Origin of the sequence: Erythrobacter oryzae (assembly GCF_030271515.1) — a bacterium.
Classification (GTDB): Bacteria; Pseudomonadota; Alphaproteobacteria; order Sphingomonadales; family Sphingomonadaceae; genus Erythrobacter; species Erythrobacter oryzae.
This window is the reverse complement of record NZ_JASCXI010000003.1, coordinates 245,980-260,159: the sequence shown is the minus strand read 5'-3', so window position 1 is coordinate 260,159 and position 14,180 is coordinate 245,980. Positions and strand designations below refer to the sequence as shown.

The 14,180-nt window shown below is 69.0% G+C and carries 14 protein-coding genes; 3 read left to right on the top strand and 11 right to left on the bottom strand.

What is annotated here, in order from left to right; genetic code table 11:
* Positions 1-18 precede the first annotated feature (18 nt).
* Positions 19-1,080 carry an MlaA family lipoprotein gene (locus PFX90_RS10095; RefSeq protein WP_285712308.1) on the top strand — a complete coding sequence of 354 codons (1,062 nt, stop codon included), beginning with the start codon at positions 19-21 and terminating at the stop codon, positions 1,078-1,080.
* A gap of 104 nt (positions 1,081-1,184) precedes the next feature.
* Here PFX90_RS10095 and PFX90_RS10090 read toward each other — a convergent pair whose 3' ends face one another.
* The 8 genes from PFX90_RS10090 to rpe all read right to left on the bottom strand — a co-directional run bounded on the left by PFX90_RS10090 (position 1,185) and on the right by rpe (position 9,558).
* Positions 1,185-1,607, bottom strand: coding sequence for a hypothetical protein (locus PFX90_RS10090; RefSeq protein WP_285712307.1), 423 nt, complete (start codon positions 1,605-1,607; stop codon positions 1,185-1,187).
* Positions 1,608-1,613: 6 nt separating this feature from the next.
* On the bottom strand, positions 1,614-3,545 hold the full coding sequence (dxs, locus tag PFX90_RS10085) for a 1-deoxy-D-xylulose-5-phosphate synthase (protein WP_285712306.1): 1,932 nt from the start codon (positions 3,543-3,545) through the stop codon (positions 1,614-1,616).
* A 73-nt stretch (positions 3,546-3,618) separates the two neighbouring features.
* On the bottom strand, positions 3,619-4,083 hold the full coding sequence (locus tag PFX90_RS10080; protein ID WP_285712305.1) for a Fur family transcriptional regulator: 465 nt from the start codon (positions 4,081-4,083) through the stop codon (positions 3,619-3,621).
* A gap of 71 nt (positions 4,084-4,154) precedes the next feature.
* Positions 4,155-4,835 (bottom strand): peptide-methionine (S)-S-oxide reductase MsrA, encoded by a 681-nt coding sequence (gene msrA / locus PFX90_RS10075; protein ID WP_285712304.1) that lies wholly within the window; start codon positions 4,833-4,835, stop codon positions 4,155-4,157.
* Positions 4,836-4,849: 14 nt separating this feature from the next.
* Positions 4,850-5,038: a hypothetical protein gene (locus PFX90_RS10070; RefSeq protein ID WP_285712303.1), complete on the bottom strand. Its 189-nt coding sequence runs from the start codon at positions 5,036-5,038 to the stop codon at positions 4,850-4,852.
* 378 nt (positions 5,039-5,416) lie between these two features.
* The gene (gene purH, locus PFX90_RS10065; RefSeq protein ID WP_285712302.1) at positions 5,417-7,018 is read right to left on the bottom strand and encodes a bifunctional phosphoribosylaminoimidazolecarboxamide formyltransferase/IMP cyclohydrolase; all 1,602 of its coding nucleotides are present in this window, start codon (positions 7,016-7,018) and stop codon (positions 5,417-5,419) included.
* A gap of 8 nt (positions 7,019-7,026) precedes the next feature.
* Positions 7,027-8,895: a heparinase II/III family protein gene (locus tag PFX90_RS10060; RefSeq protein WP_285712301.1), complete on the bottom strand. Its 1,869-nt coding sequence runs from the start codon at positions 8,893-8,895 to the stop codon at positions 7,027-7,029.
* Positions 8,896-9,558 (bottom strand): ribulose-phosphate 3-epimerase, encoded by a 663-nt coding sequence (gene rpe / locus PFX90_RS10055; RefSeq protein ID WP_285712300.1) that lies wholly within the window; start codon positions 9,556-9,558, stop codon positions 8,896-8,898.
* A 257-nt stretch (positions 9,559-9,815) separates the two neighbouring features.
* On the opposite strand from rpe, the gene PFX90_RS10050 reads away from it, so the two are divergent.
* On the top strand, positions 9,816-10,331 hold the full coding sequence (locus PFX90_RS10050; protein WP_285712299.1) for a DUF2141 domain-containing protein: 516 nt from the start codon (positions 9,816-9,818) through the stop codon (positions 10,329-10,331).
* A gap of 3 nt (positions 10,332-10,334) precedes the next feature.
* Here PFX90_RS10050 and PFX90_RS10045 read toward each other — a convergent pair whose 3' ends face one another.
* The 3 genes from PFX90_RS10045 to PFX90_RS10035 all read right to left on the bottom strand — a co-directional run bounded on the left by PFX90_RS10045 (position 10,335) and on the right by PFX90_RS10035 (position 12,935).
* Entirely contained in the window at positions 10,335-11,240 is a 906-nt protein-coding gene (locus PFX90_RS10045; protein ID WP_285712298.1) for a hypothetical protein, read from the bottom strand.
* A gap of 10 nt (positions 11,241-11,250) precedes the next feature.
* Complete coding sequence (locus PFX90_RS10040) at positions 11,251-12,285, bottom strand: diacylglycerol/lipid kinase family protein (protein WP_285712297.1); 1,035 nt, start codon at positions 12,283-12,285, stop codon at positions 11,251-11,253.
* A gap of 209 nt (positions 12,286-12,494) precedes the next feature.
* Positions 12,495-12,935: an Lrp/AsnC family transcriptional regulator gene (locus PFX90_RS10035; RefSeq protein ID WP_285712295.1), complete on the bottom strand. Its 441-nt coding sequence runs from the start codon at positions 12,933-12,935 to the stop codon at positions 12,495-12,497.
* 138 nt (positions 12,936-13,073) lie between these two features.
* Here PFX90_RS10035 and ald point away from each other — a divergent pair, with 138 nt between their 5' ends.
* Positions 13,074-14,168 (top strand): alanine dehydrogenase, encoded by a 1,095-nt coding sequence (ald, locus tag PFX90_RS10030; RefSeq protein WP_285712294.1) that lies wholly within the window; start codon positions 13,074-13,076, stop codon positions 14,166-14,168.
* Positions 14,169-14,180: the final 12 nt, after the last annotated feature.

Sequence of the window (14,180 nt, the reverse complement as noted above, 5' to 3'; positions counted from 1 at the left end):
CGAGGAGAAAGGAATGCGATGCCCGGACTAGCGCTGCTTTCAACCTCGCCTGCGCTGCTGAGCGCGGCGCTGGGCGCGGCTGTGCCGACTGTGCAAGCCCCGCAGATCGTGCCCGACCCCGAGGTGTTCCGCCTCGCCGCAGAGGCCGGCGCGCCGGTGGCTCTCCCCGTCCGTCCGCGCTCCGAACGCCGCGCCGTGCTGCCGATCGGCTGGAGCCTCGCCCCGGCGCAGGAGCCTCCCGCCGACCAGCCGCCCGAGGGTGAGGAGCCGCCGGTCACGGAAATCGTCGTCGAGGGCGAGGTCGGCCCGCCCAAGAGCGACCCGGCCGAGGCGATCAACGAGGAGAGCTACCGCGTCACCCAGGCGGTCGACGAAGCGGTGGTCGAGCCCGTCGCCAATGCCTATCGCGACGGCCTGCCCGAACCGGTGCGCGACGGCCTCGGCAATGTGGTGAGGAACCTCGGCGAGCCGAGCGTCGCGCTCAATTTCCTGCTTCAGGGCAAGGTCGGCAAGGCATTCGAGACCTTGGGGCGGCTGGCGATCAATTCGACCCTCGGCGTGGGCGGGCTGTTCGATGTGGCGGAGAAGCGCGCAGGGCTGCCCTATCGCCGCAACGGCTTTGCCAACACGCTGGGCTTCTATGGCGTCGGCTCGGGGCCCTACCTCTATCTCCCCGTGACCGGCGCGACGAGCGTGCGCGATCTGGCGGGCAGCACATTGGACCAGCTGCTGCTGCCGGTGGCGGTGGGCGATCCGTTCAACCGGATCGAATATGCCGCGACCTATTTCGTCATCAACGGCCTCGACCAGCGGGTGGCGTTCGACGAGGAGATCGCCAGCATCCGCAACTCGGACGATCCCTACCGCCTGCGCCGCGAGACCTACCTCGCCCAGCGCCGCCGCGACATCGCCGAACTGAAGGGCGAGCCGATCTCCGAGCGCGACCGGATGTGGCTGGAGGAGCTCGAGGAGCTGAAGGCCGAGACCCGCGCGGCGTCCGAGGCTCCGGCTCCGGCCGAGGCCGTTCCGGTCGAACCGCCCGCCAATCCTGAAACGGTGGGGATCACCCGGCCGCGCTAGAGCTTGCTTCTCCCCTCCCCTAGGGGAGGGGTCGGGGGTGGGGGCTCTGCACTACCGAGCGTCGAACCCCCATCCCCAAACCCCTTCCCCCGAGGGAAGGGGCCTCAAGGCCGCGCCAGATCGCACCAGCGGGCGAAATTGCGCGCGGTGAGCGGCCAGTCCTTGGGCCAGTCGGGCAGATCGCGCTCTGGTATGCCGAGCTGATCCGCCCACACCTGCGGCCAGTCCATGTCGATGTCGTCGCCGTCGATACACAGATCGTCGATCAGCAGATCGTCCGGATGCGGCGTAAGGCGAGGTTCGACATAGGGCAGCGCCTGCCCCCACACGAAGCGCGCGGCTTCCGGAGAGCAGTCCTGCGCCATCACCGCGAGAAATTCCACCTCGGTGGGGTTGCGGCGACGCTTGGCGACCCGGAAGTGGGCGCGACGCCGCATGACGAAGCCTGCGCCCAGCCAGATGGCGAGGCCGACGACAACGAAACCCGTTGCCGCCGCCCACTCGGGAACGCCGAACAATTCGCCCACAGGCGCTTAGGCCCGCGCTTCCTCGCCCGTCTCGATCCCCGCCGAGTTGTGCTTCAGCGCCTTCAGCACCGTGTCCACGATCTGCGGCGCGTTGAGACCGGCCTCGTCATACTGCTTCATCGGATCGTCGTGATCGATGAAGGTATCGGGCAGGCGCAGGGTGCGGACCTTGAGGCCGTTGTCGGTGAGGCCGCTATCGCTCGCGAAAGTCAGGACATGCGCGCCGAGGCCGCCGATGGCGCCTTCCTCGACCGTCACGATCACCTCGTGACTGCGCATCAGCTTGGCGATCAGCTCTTCGTCGAGCGGCTTGGCGAAGCGCAGGTCGGCCACCGTGGTTGAAAGCCCCTTGGCCTCGAGCGTGTCGGCGGCCTTCAGCGCCTCGGTCAGGCGCGCGCCCAGCGAGAGGATCGCGACCTTGCTGCCCTCGCGCACCAGACGGCCCTTGCCGATCTCGAGCTTCACCGGAACCTCGGGCAGCGGAACGCCCGTGCCGTTGCCGCGCGGGTAGCGGAAGGCGATGGGGCCTTCGTCATACTCGGCGGCGGTGTAGGTCATGTGGACCAGTTCGGCCTCGTCGGCGGCGGCCATCACCACCATGTTGGGCAGGGTCGCGAGATAGGTGATGTCGAAGCTGCCCGCATGGGTCGCCCCGTCGGCGCCGACCAGCCCGGCGCGATCGATGGCGAAGCGCACGGGCAGATTCTGGATGCACACATCGTGCACCACCTGATCGTAAGCGCGCTGAAGGAAGGTGGAGTAAATCGCCGCGAAGGGCCGCATGCCCTCGGCAGCCAAGCCCGCCGCGAAGGTCACCGCGTGCTGTTCGGCAATGCCGACATCGAAGGTGCGCGCCGGGTGAGCCTTGGCGAACTTGTCGACGCCCGTGCCCGAAGGCATGGCGGCGGTGATCGCGCAGATGCGCGCGTCGGTCTCGGCGAGCTTCGCCAGCGTCAGACCGAACACGTCCTGATAGGCGGGGGCGCTGGGCGCGCTCTTGGCCTTTTCGCCGGTGACGACGTTGAACTTGGGGACGCCGTGATACTTGTCGGCGCTGTTCTCGGCCGGGGCATAGCCCTTGCCCTTCTCAGTCACGACATGGATCAGCACCGGGCCTTCGCTGGTGTCGCGCACGTTCTCCAGCACGGGGAGCAGGTGGTCGAGATTATGCCCGTCGATCGGGCCGACGTAGTAGAAGCCCAGTTCCTCGAACAAAGTCCCCCCGGTCACCATGCCGCGGGTGAATTCCTCGGCCTTGCCGATGGTGTCGTGCAGGCGGCGGCTCATCTTCTTCACCGCGCGGCTGGCGAGGCTGCGGATGCCGAGATATTCGCTCGAGGACACCATCCGCGCGAGATAGGCCGAAAGCCCGCCCACCGGGGGCGCGATCGACATGTCGTTGTCGTTGAGGATCACGATCAGCCGGTTGCCCGCCTGCGCGGCGTTGTTCATCGCCTCATAGGCCATGCCGGCGCTCATCGAGCCGTCACCGATCACCGCGATCCCGCGGCCCGGCTTGTTCTGGAGCTTGTTGGCGATGGCAAAGCCCAGCGCCGCCGAGATCGAGGTCGAGGAATGCGCCGCGCCGAAGGGGTCGTATTCGCTCTCGGACCGCTTGGTGAAGCCGCTGAGGCCCCCGCCCTGGCGCAGCGTGCGGATACGGTCGCGGCGCCCGGTGATGATCTTGTGGGGGTAGCACTGGTGGCCGACGTCCCACACCAGCTTGTCCTCGGGCGTGTTGAAGACATAGTGGATCGCCACGGTCAGCTCGACCACGCCGAGGCCCGATCCGAGGTGCCCGCCCGAGGTGCTGACCGCATCGATCATCTCGGTGCGCAGTTCGTCGGCGAGTTGGCGGAGCTGTTCGGGCTTGAGGCGGCGCAGATCGTCGGGAGTGTCAACCTGATCGAGCAGAGGCGTGTAAGGCGATTGTGTCATAACCGCTGGCCTTACACCTGTAAGTCTGGCCTGTCGATGTAGGGTTGAGGCAGATCAAGGATGGTGAGGGGGCTCAGGCGCAGCCCTTGCACAGCCCGCGGATCTCGAGCACCGGCCGCTCGGCCTTGAAGCCGCGGCCCGAGGCGATCGCGCGGACGGCGCGGCTGACCTCTTCGTCGTCGACATGCGCGGCCTCGCCGCATTCGTCGCAGACGAGGAAGATGCAGTCATGCGCGCAGCCCGGGTGGGTGTTGGCGAGATAGGCATTGGCGCTCTCGACCCGCATCGCGAGGTTGTTCGCGACGAACACGTCGAGGATGCGGTAGACTGAGTTGGGCGCGACCCGCTTGCCGCGCGCGGCCGAGAGGTTGTCGGCGATGTCATAGGCCGAGACTGGCCGCTCGTGCCGGGCGAGTTCGGCGAAGACTGCCTCGCGCATCGAGGTCCACTGCTCGCCGGACGCGACCAGCGCGCGGGCGGCTTCTGCGACAAGATCCGCTCCGGCGAGTTCGTGGTGGCTGTGCGCGTGCTGTCCCATGTCTGCGAATATAATGAGGGATGGGGGCGAGCGCCAGTGGGGGTGGAGCGTGCTGTCCACCCCCTTATACGTCACCCCGCGTCCTTCAGAAAGCTGGCGCGGTAGAAGGTCGGGTACATGCGCTTCAGCGCCGCCACCTTGGGGGCGTCCCAGCGCCGGATGTAGCCGTGCGTCGGGTTCGCGAACATGAAGTCCTGGTGATAGGCTTCTGCCGCGTAGAAGGCCTTGTAGGGCTCGATCTTCGTGGCGATGGGCTTCGACCACAGCCCCGACTTGCCAAGCTGCGCGAGGTAGGCCTTGGCGACCGCGCTCTGTTCGGCACTCATCGGCACGATCGCGCTGCGATACTGGGTGCCGACGTCCGGGCCCTGCCGGTTCTTCAATGTCGGGTCGGCGACCACCGAGAAAAAGATCCGCAGCAGCTGGTCATAGCGGACCACCGCCGGGTCGTAGGTGATGCGCACAGCCTCGGCATGATCGGTGACGCCGCTCGAGACGAGGTCGTAGGTCGCGCTCTGCTTTGTGCCGCCGTGGTAGCCCGAGACCGCGCTCTTGACGCCCTTGACGTGGCTGAACACGCCCTCGACGCCCCAGAAGCAGCCGCCGGCGAAGACTGCGGTCTTGAGCCCGGCGGGTTCCTTGGCGAGCCGGGTGGCGGCGGGGGCGGCGACGGGTTCCTCGGCCAGCGCGGGGCCCGCGCAGGCGCTCAGCGCCAGCGAACCGGCGGCGAGGAGTGCGACGAATTTGTGCATGTGGGTCGGCCTTATCAGGGCGCGATCACGAACTCGGCTGCGGGGGCAGGGACGACGCCGGGGGTGGCGTTCAGTTCGGCCGCTTGCGCAGGCGAGGCCACGGCAGCGTTCCAGTCTTCCGCGTTCGCGCCGACGATCAGCACCGCCCCGAGGACGAAGCCGATGCCGAAATTGCGGAACAGGTCGGAGGAGAGGAGGCGCATGGGGGACTCGTGAATCGCGTAAGTTTCCGCCCGCTCCTTGCCCGCGGCCGGATTGCGGCGGGATGAACTGGCGACAGGCCTTATTAGGGTCGCGGCCCTATACTGGTTACGAAAGCGGCGAAAAATAGTTGCGCTTAAGGGGCATGCGGGCCGAGCCGTGCGGCGGATGCGACGAATGCGGGGGATTGCTTAGGGGGGACATTTTTTGTGCCCTCGCTCGTCCCTCCACCATGCTGAGCATGGTCCCCCTCTCCGACCAAGCTCGAGGAGGATTATCGGGCCGCAGGCCCGCGAGCGCACGCGCGCGAGCCGCAGGTGCCCGGAGCGAAGCGGAGGAACAGCACCGAGGACGGGGGCGCGGAGGCGCCCCCGCAAACATCAATGCCTGAAATGCCGCATCCCGGTGAAGACCATCGCAAGGCCTGCCGCGTCAGCGGCGGCGATCACCTCGTCGTCGCGGATCGAGCCGCCCGGCTGGATCACGGCGGTCGCGCCCGCTTCGGCGGCGGAGATCAGGCCGTCGGCGAAGGGGAAGAAGGCGTCGGAGGCGACCGCGCTGCCGACAGTGCGAGGGGCGGGCCAGCCGTGGGTTTCGGCGGCTTCCCTGGCCTTGATCGCGGCGATGCGCGCCGAATCGCGGCGGTTCATCTGGCCTGCGCCGATCCCGGCGGTGGCGCCGTCCTTGGCGTAGACGATGGCGTTGGACTTCACGTGGCGCGCGACCGTCCAGGCGAAGAGGCAGTCCTTCAGCTCCTGCTCGGTCGGGGCGCGCTTGGTGACGACCTTGAGGTCGTCCGCAGAGATCGCCCCGTTGTCGCGCGATTGGATCAGCACGCCGCCTGCGATGGTCTTGAGGGCGAGGCCGCCCCGGCGCGGGTTCGGAAGCGCGCCGCATTCGAGCAGGCGCAGGTTCTTCTTCTTCGCGAAGATCGCCTTGGCCTCTTCCGAGACCGAGGGGGCGATCACCACCTCGGTAAAGATCGCGCTGATCGCCTCAGCGGTCGCGGCGTCGAGCTCGGTGTTCACCGCGACGATCCCGCCGAAGGCCGAGACGCTATCGCAGGCCAGCGCCGCTTCCCACGCGGAAAGCAGCGAGCCGCCCTGCGCCACGCCGCAGGGGTTGGCGTGCTTGACGATGACGACCGCAGGCTCCTCCCCGGCGAATTCCGCTGCCAGTTCTAGCGCCGCGTCGGCGTCGTTGAGATTGTTGTAGCTGAGCTCCTTGCCCTGCAACTGCTTGGCCTGCGGCACGCTCGCGGTGCCCGACACCTGCGGGACATAGATCGCCGCCATCTGGTGCGGGTTCTCGCCATAGCGCAGCGTGTCGGCGCGCTTCAGCGCCATCGGGAGCGTCTCGGGGAACAGCGTCGGCTCGTCCGAAGCGGCGGGCGAGAAGGCGAACCAGCTCGCGATCGCCGAATCATAGGCTGCCGTGCGGGCATAGGCCTTGCCCGCCATGCGGGTGCGGAAGGCCTGCGTGGTCGCGCCGCCATTCGCGTCCATCTCGGCGACCAGCGTGGCGTAGTCGGCGGGATCGGTGAGGATCGTCACGAAGCCGTGGTTCTTCGCCGCCGAGCGCACCATCGAAGGCCCGCCGATATCGATGTTCTCGATAACCTCTTCGCGGGACGCACCCTTCGCCACCGTGGCTTCGAAGGGATAGAGGTTGACCACCACCAGATCGATCGCCCCGATCCCGTGGGCCTCCATCGCGGCGACGTGCTCAGGGTTGTCGCGCAGCGCCAGCAGCCCGCCGTGAACCGTGGGGTGGAGCGTCTTCACCCGCCCGTCCATCATCTCGGGGAAACCGGTGAGGTCGGAGACGTCTTTCACGCTGAGGCCCGCCTCGCGCAGGGCCTTGGCGGTGCCGCCGGTGCTCACCAGCTCGACGCCCCGCCCCGCCAGCGCGCGGCCGAGGTCCGCCAAACCGCTCTTGTCGGACACTGACAGCAGCGCCCGCCGGATCACACCATCGGCCATGTTCGAAACTACCCCGTTTTTTTGAAGCGCCAGGAGAATTGTCCCCCACTGCGCAATGCCAGTCCCTCGATCACCAGCTGCTCGGTCGCGTGCGGGCGGCCGTCGCCGTCGACCCACAGGCTGTCCTCGGCGTGCAAGGTGATCTCGCCGGCCCCGCCCCTATCGCCGCCCAGACGGAATTGCCAGAGCCGACCGTCGGGGAGCAGCAGGCTCGCGCCGCGCTTGTCGGGGGAAAGCTGCACTTCGACCCCGCGCCCCAGGTGGAAGCGGATCGCGAAGCCGATCTTGCCGCGCTTGCCGTTCTTGGCGGTGGGGATAAGGATGTCCTCGCCCGCCAGCTCGGTGCCGTCCCCCGATAGGGTGAGGATGCGCTGGTGGCTGAGGCCGAAGCGGCCGGCATAGCCATCATGCGCGGCCTCGATCCGGGTTGCTTCCCGATGGCCGGGCCGGGCGATCTGGCGGCGCTCGAGATCGACCGTCTCGACCCCCTTGCCGAGCTTGCCGTGAAGCAGCACCGCGGTCGAATTGGCGTTGTCGAGCACCAGCGTCGAGAAAGCGGCGGTGGCGCGCAGGCCCTGCCCGATGCGCGCAGGCACCTGTCCGCCGGCGAGCGCCGAACCGCCGCAATTGACGATAATCCGCTGCGGGCCGTCGCTCAATTCGAAGGCGAGGGTCGAGGCGCAGCCGGTGCGCGCGTGCTTGGCTCGCGGGGGCGGGGCGGTGTCGAATTGCAGCAGCGTCTCGCCCGCCTTGATGCGGCTGTAGCCCCAGCCTTGCGCCTGCGCGAGCGGGCGGGTGCGCACGCCGCTCGCCTCGATCACGGCGTTGACGCGGTCGGCCGCGATGGCTCCCTGCCCCTGCCAGCACCCCAGCGCCCCATCGCCATGGCGCAGCGCGAGGAGCGGCGGCACCAGCAGCTCGCGCATCACGGCGAGCGCAGGCGGCGGGGTGACTTCGGCGGCCTCGTAACAGGCGATGAGATCGGTCAGCAGCCGGATCGCGTCGAGTTGTGCGGCGGGGCAGCGCGACAGCACGCCGCCATCCTCGCCCACCATGTCGCCCAGCGCCTTGACCAGCCCGGCCTCGCCGAACAGCCGCCGCGGCTTGCCATGTGGGAGCAGCAGGCCTGCCGCCACGACGCCCGCCCAGGCCGCGACCTGCCCGAGGCCTGCGGGCTCCCTCGGCGCGCGCTTGTCGAGCCAGCCCGCGGTCTCGGCGATGGCGGCAAGCAGGCGCGCCTTCAGCCCCTTGTCGGTGCCGCCGAGCATCAGCGGCGCGTGGACCAGCCAGGCAACCAGCCTGAGGCCTGCCAGCTCGGTCTCCCACGCGGGTCCCCTGCCCGGGGCGCTATGGGCGTGGAGCCACAGCCCCGCGATCCGCTCGGCCACAGCCGCGCCCTCGGCGCGCGAGGCACAGGCGGCGAGATCGGCGAGCCAAGCGAAGGAATGCACCACCCGCTCGACACCGGGGGCGTGATGCGCGGGCAGCGAGAAATCGAAGCTGCTGATCGGCAGGCGCACGCCGTGGATCAGGAAATGCCCTGCGCGCAGGGCCGTGCCCGCGGTGCGGTCGCCGCGGTTGGGGCTCTCGACCGTCGCCGTCACCCGCACCGCCTGCGGGCGCCGGAAGGGGGCGGCGATGGCGTGGCCGGGGATGCCCATGCGATAGGCGAGCCGGATCAGCGCCTCGCCCGGGCCGGACTTGACCGCAATGACGTCACTCAGCGCCAGCGCGCGGGAGGGTTCTTCGACCGGCGGCGGGGCGGCTTCCGCACCCGGCTCCGGCGCGCTGCCGAGCGGCAGCACCGGCGCATCCGCCACTCGCTCGACCAGCGCCTCGGCGCGGGTGGCGGCGGGGGAGCGCAGCACGCTCGCCACTTACCTTGCGCCCTTCAGCGCGGCGATATTGGCGGCGTAGTGATCGGGCCCGCCCTTGAAGGTGGCCGAGCCCGCCACCAGCACGTCCGCCCCCGCCTCGACGCACAGCCGCGCGGTCTCGGCATTGACCCCGCCGTCGACCTCGAGCCGGATCGCGCGGCCCGAGCGGTTGATCATCGAGCGGATGCGCGCGATCTTGTCCAATTGCGAGGGGATGAAGCTCTGCCCGCCGAAGCCGGGGTTGACGCTCATCACCAGGACGAGGTCGGCGAGGTCCATCAGGTTGTCGAGCACCTCCACGGGCGTGCCGGGGTTGATGACGACCCCCGCCTGCTTGCCGAGCGCCTTGATCGCCTGAAGCGTGCGGTGGATGTGCGGGCCCGCCTCGGGATGGACGGTGATGATGTCCGCGCCCGCATCGGCGAAGGCCTGAAGGTAGGGATCGACCGGCGCGATCATCAGGTGGACGTCGAAGGGCTTGGCAGTGTGCGGGCGCAGCGCCTTCACGACGTCGGGGCCGATGGTGATGTTGGGCACGAAATGCCCGTCCATCACGTCGATGTGAATCCAGTCCGCCCCCGCCGCATCGATGGCGCGCACTTCTTCGCCCAGACGGGCGAAATCGGCGGACAGGATCGAGGGGGAAATCAGGGGCGTGGTCATGGCGCGGGCGCGTGAGCCTTTCTGGGACGCTTTACCGGACATAGGGGCCCCGCGAATCGCGCGACAAGGCGATTTGTATGCTTTTCCACCGCATGGACGCGTGCGCGGTGCCAAATCCGGTCAATTAAGCCGCAATTCAGGCAGATTGCGCCATAGCGGCGATCAACCCCGATGGCGCGCGCCCCTCTCCTCTCCCCCCTTTGGCTTGCGCGCCTGTTCTGCCGCCCTTAGTTTGCGAGCCTGCCATGACCGTTCCTGTGCCCTCTTCACTCCGCTCTCCCCGCCGCGCTGTTGCCGCGCTGGCGCTGGTGGCCGCGCTCGGTGCGCCGGTCGCTGCGCAGGGCTATGCCTACGGGCGCGTCGCCAGCAACGATCTCGGCCAGTGCAGTGCGGGCAAGGGCCCGGCGGTGCACATCACCGTGACCGGGCTCAAGTCCTCGGACGGCAATCTCTTCGTGCGAGCCTATCCCGCCACCAAGGCCGACTGGCTGGTGAGCAAGCGCTATGTCGTGAGGGTCGATGCCAAGCCCCGCGCGGGCAGCATGACGGTGTGCGTGCCGCTGCCTTCGACCGGCGCCTTCGCCATTGCCGTGCAGCATGACGCCAATGGCAACCGCCAGACCGACATTTCCACCGACGGTGCGGGGATGTCGAACAACCCCGGGATCAAGAAGATCCTCGGCCTCGTCCCGCGCCCGCCCTCGGTCGACAAGACCCGCTTCACCGCGGGGCCAGGGGTCACGCGGATGACGATCTCGATGCAGTATCTCTGAGGGTTAGCGCCGCTGGCGGCGGTGCTGGCTGAGGTCCCACAAGACCTGCGGCGCGGCCAAGAGCGGGTAGCGCTCGCGGAACGGGGTCACCTTGACCGGCATCCCGGTGTGCCGCTCGATCTTCCACGCGGCATAGCGTGCTGCGCCCTCGAAGGTGGTGCTCGCCTTGACGAGGCGCAGCAGGTTGAGCGGCTTGCCCAGGCGGCGGCGGCGCTTCCACCAGCCGAGGATGCGCGCCCGCTCCGCCGGCGTGAGACGCGGGGTGAGCGTCGTGCCTTCGTGGCCCGCAGGAATGCCCGCCGCTTCCAGCGCAAGCGGCAATAGCCCCTCGAAATGCTCGGCGTTGACCGAGAGGATATCGTTCTCGCGGCCGCTCTTCTCGACCCGGAATTCGGCGCTGTAGGTGGCGCGGAACAGCGCGCGCCAATAGTCCTCCGCCGTGCCGCTCGCGGGGCCGAGTGCGGCGGCGAGGCGCGCGGCGGTGGTGGCGGCGGACGCGATAGCCGCGATGACCTCGGCCCTGACGGCGTCGTCGGCAGCCCAGATCAGGCAGCTCGGCTGGACGAACCGCGCCCAGATGGTGGTGTCGGTGAGTTCGCCGCTCGCCGCCCTGGCGAAGGTCGAAAGCCGCATCGTGGCGACCTTCGCGCGCAGGGTCATGCCGTCAGCGCCGCGCTCGTGATAGGACACCCGCGGCCAGATCGCGGCCTCCTCGTTGCCCGGCAGCAGCAGGTAGAAATCGAGCACGCCTTCGAGCGATCCGGTGCGCAGGTTCGATCCGTAGAACAGCACCGCGACGGCGCCCGATGCGTCAGCGAGGGCGCGCGCGAATTCGGCGACGGCGGGTTGGACAGGCGTGGCAAGGCGCGCGGCGATCCGCTCGGCAAGCGCCGCCGTGCTAGCGCTCATGGGGCGGCGCTCATGGTGCTACAAAGGCGAGCTCCGGCCCCTGCTCGATGCGGTAGTCGCCCGGCGGGAAGGCCTCGCCATCGAGGATGAACTGGTCGTCGATCGACAGGCTGAACTGGGTCGCGGCGACCTGATGGATGCCGCGCTCGCGCAGGCCGTCCTTCATCTTGCCCATCAGCACCAGCGGCACCAGCGCGGTGGTGCGGCGCGGGATCTGGTCGACCGCCACGAGCTTCAGCCCGTTCTTGAGCGCGCCGAAGGGCTTGATCCCGGCGGGGAGCTTCTCGAGCGTCGAGGCGAACAGCAGCTGGCGCATGGCGGGATCGCCGTGGCCGCTGTGCTCCATCGGGGCGTCCGCCGTGCCGAGCCCGATCGCCATGCGCGCACCCTTGCGCCAGGCATTGCCGCGCCCGGCGAACAGCGATTGCAGCAGCGCCCAGATGCCGGTCACGCCGACCACCATCGAGTTGAACGCGCCGAGGCGGTGCGCGCTCTGCCCGGCCTGAATCGACTTGGTGAAGGCGCCCGCGCCGAGGATGAAGCCCGCGACGCGCGAGCCCGGCTCCTCCGCCCGCGCGACCGTGATCGGACGGCGATAGACGCGGGTGCCATGATCGAGCGCTTCGATCGCGTCCTGCAGCCCCCAGTCCTCGGGCACGCCGAGGTCGATGGTGAGCGCGTTCGTCTTGCCCTTGGGGAGCACCGCGATCGCGGGCCAATCGTCGCCGAAGATCGCCTGGCCGCAGGTCAGCACGTCGCGCACCGTGCCGTCGCCGCCATTGATGACGAGCAGATCGATGCCTTTCGCCGCGAATTCGGTCAGCGCCTGCGGCAGCTGCCCGCGCTCGCGCGGCTGGGCGATGTGGACGTGCGGGCACACGCCGCAATCGAAATCGGCGCCGAGGTTGCGGTGGCTGCGCGGATTGTAGATCACGCCGACCGTCGGAGCCTGCCCCGCATCGCGCACGCGCCGCGCCCGGGCACGCGCCTTGGCCGCCGGGTCGACCCGCGGGATCTGGGCAAATTCGTAGATCGGCGTCGCCATGCTGGTCCTATACCCGTCGGAAAACTAACTTTCTACTGCAATCCTGACCCTGAACTGTCACAGAACCGGAAACGCCAGATCGGCGTTCCCCCGGAGAAAACAAGGGGCTTGCGACCAAACCTAGCGCGCGCAGGACGAGCGTCTTTCATCGTCTTGCCATGAACGTATCGTGATCGCCGAATATTCCCCGCGATGCGGGCGGCGCGGTTTCAGTCGCCGCCTTCGAGGGTGCGGATCGTGAACTGGCTCACCAGCCGCTGCACACCGGGGAGCGCGGAGAGGATCTCGCGGTGGATGCGCTCGTAGCTGTCGTCGTCGCGCACCAGCACCTTGACGAGGTAATCCGACTGGCCGCTCATCAGATAGGCCTCGGCCACCTGCTCGGTCCGGGCGAGCGCGGCCTCGAAGGCGAGCATGGTCGCCTGCCGCTGGTCGGTGAGGGTGACCTGCACGAAGACGGTCGAGGGGTTGCCCCGCGCCGCGCGTGACAGGCGCGCACGGTAGCCGAGGATCGCGCCGATCTCCTCCAGCGCTTTGACCCGCCGGTGTGCGGCGGAGGGGCTGAGGCCCACGCGCTCGCCGAGCGCCTCGCCGGTCAGGCGCGAGTCTTGCCTGAGCAGATCAAGAATTTTCCGGTCGATGCGGTCCATGCGGGAATTTCATGCGCCGAGCGGTGTTTCGATGCAAGAATTTCCCGTCTGCTGCCGCCACCATGCCGATCATTGCGAAGAACCCGCTCGCCCCACCTGCTACAAGGCGCGCGAGAGAAAAGAGCAGGAGAGACCCCCATGCGCGTCGGCGTTCCCACCGAGATCAAGAACAACGAATACCGTGTCGGCCTCACCCCCGCGGCGGTCGCCGAGTTGGTGCGGGCGGGCCACGAGGTGGTGGTGCAGGCGGGTGCCGGAGGCGGCGTCGACTTCGCCGACGCCGCATACGTGGCCGCTGGCGCGCGTATCCTGCCGGATGCCCCCGCGGTGTTCGAGGCCGCGCAGATGATCGTCAAGGTCAAGGAGCCGCAGGCCCCCGAGATCGCCATGCTGCGCCCCGACCACCTGCTGTTCACCTACCTCCACCTCGCCGCCGACAAGCCCCAGACCGAAGGCCTGATGGCGAGCGGGGCGACGTGCATCGCTTACGAGACTGTCACCGCCCCCGACGGCACGCTGCCGCTCCTGAAGCCCATGTCGGAAGTCGCGGGGCGCATGAGCGTCCAGTGCGGGGCGCATTATCTCGAGAAGCACCAAGGCGGGCGCGGGGTGCTGCTGGGCGGGGTGCCGGGCGTCGAGCCGGGCAAGGTGGTGATCATCGGCGGCGGCGTGGCGGGGGTCAACGCCGCGCAGATGGCGGTCGGCCTGCGCGCCGATGTGACGATCTTCGACATCTCCAACCGCCGCCTCGCCGAGCTTGATGCGCAGTTCGGCAACCAGATCCGCACCGCCTTCTCCTCTGCCTCCGCGATTGCCGAGGCGGTGGCGGGGGCCGACCTCGTGATCGGCGCGGTGCTGGTGCCGGGGGCGGCAGCGCCCAAGCTGGTGACGCGCGCGATGATCGCGAGCATGCGCCCCGGCGCGGTGGTGGTCGACATCGCGATCGATCAGGGCGGCTGCTTCGAGACCTCGCACCCCACCACCCACGAGGACCCGGTGTTCGAGGTGGACGGCGTGATCCACTACTGCGTCGCCAACATGCCCGGCGCGGTGGCGCGCACCTCGACCATGGCGCTCGGCAATGCGACGCTGCCTTTCGTGCTCAAGCTCGCGAACAAGGGCGCCGACGCGGCGATGGCGGGCGACCCGCATCTGGCGGCGGGGCTCAACGTCTCGGGCGGCAAGCTGCACATCGCGGCGGTGGCGCAGGCGCTCGGCCTGCCGCTCGGCTGAACCGTCCACGGC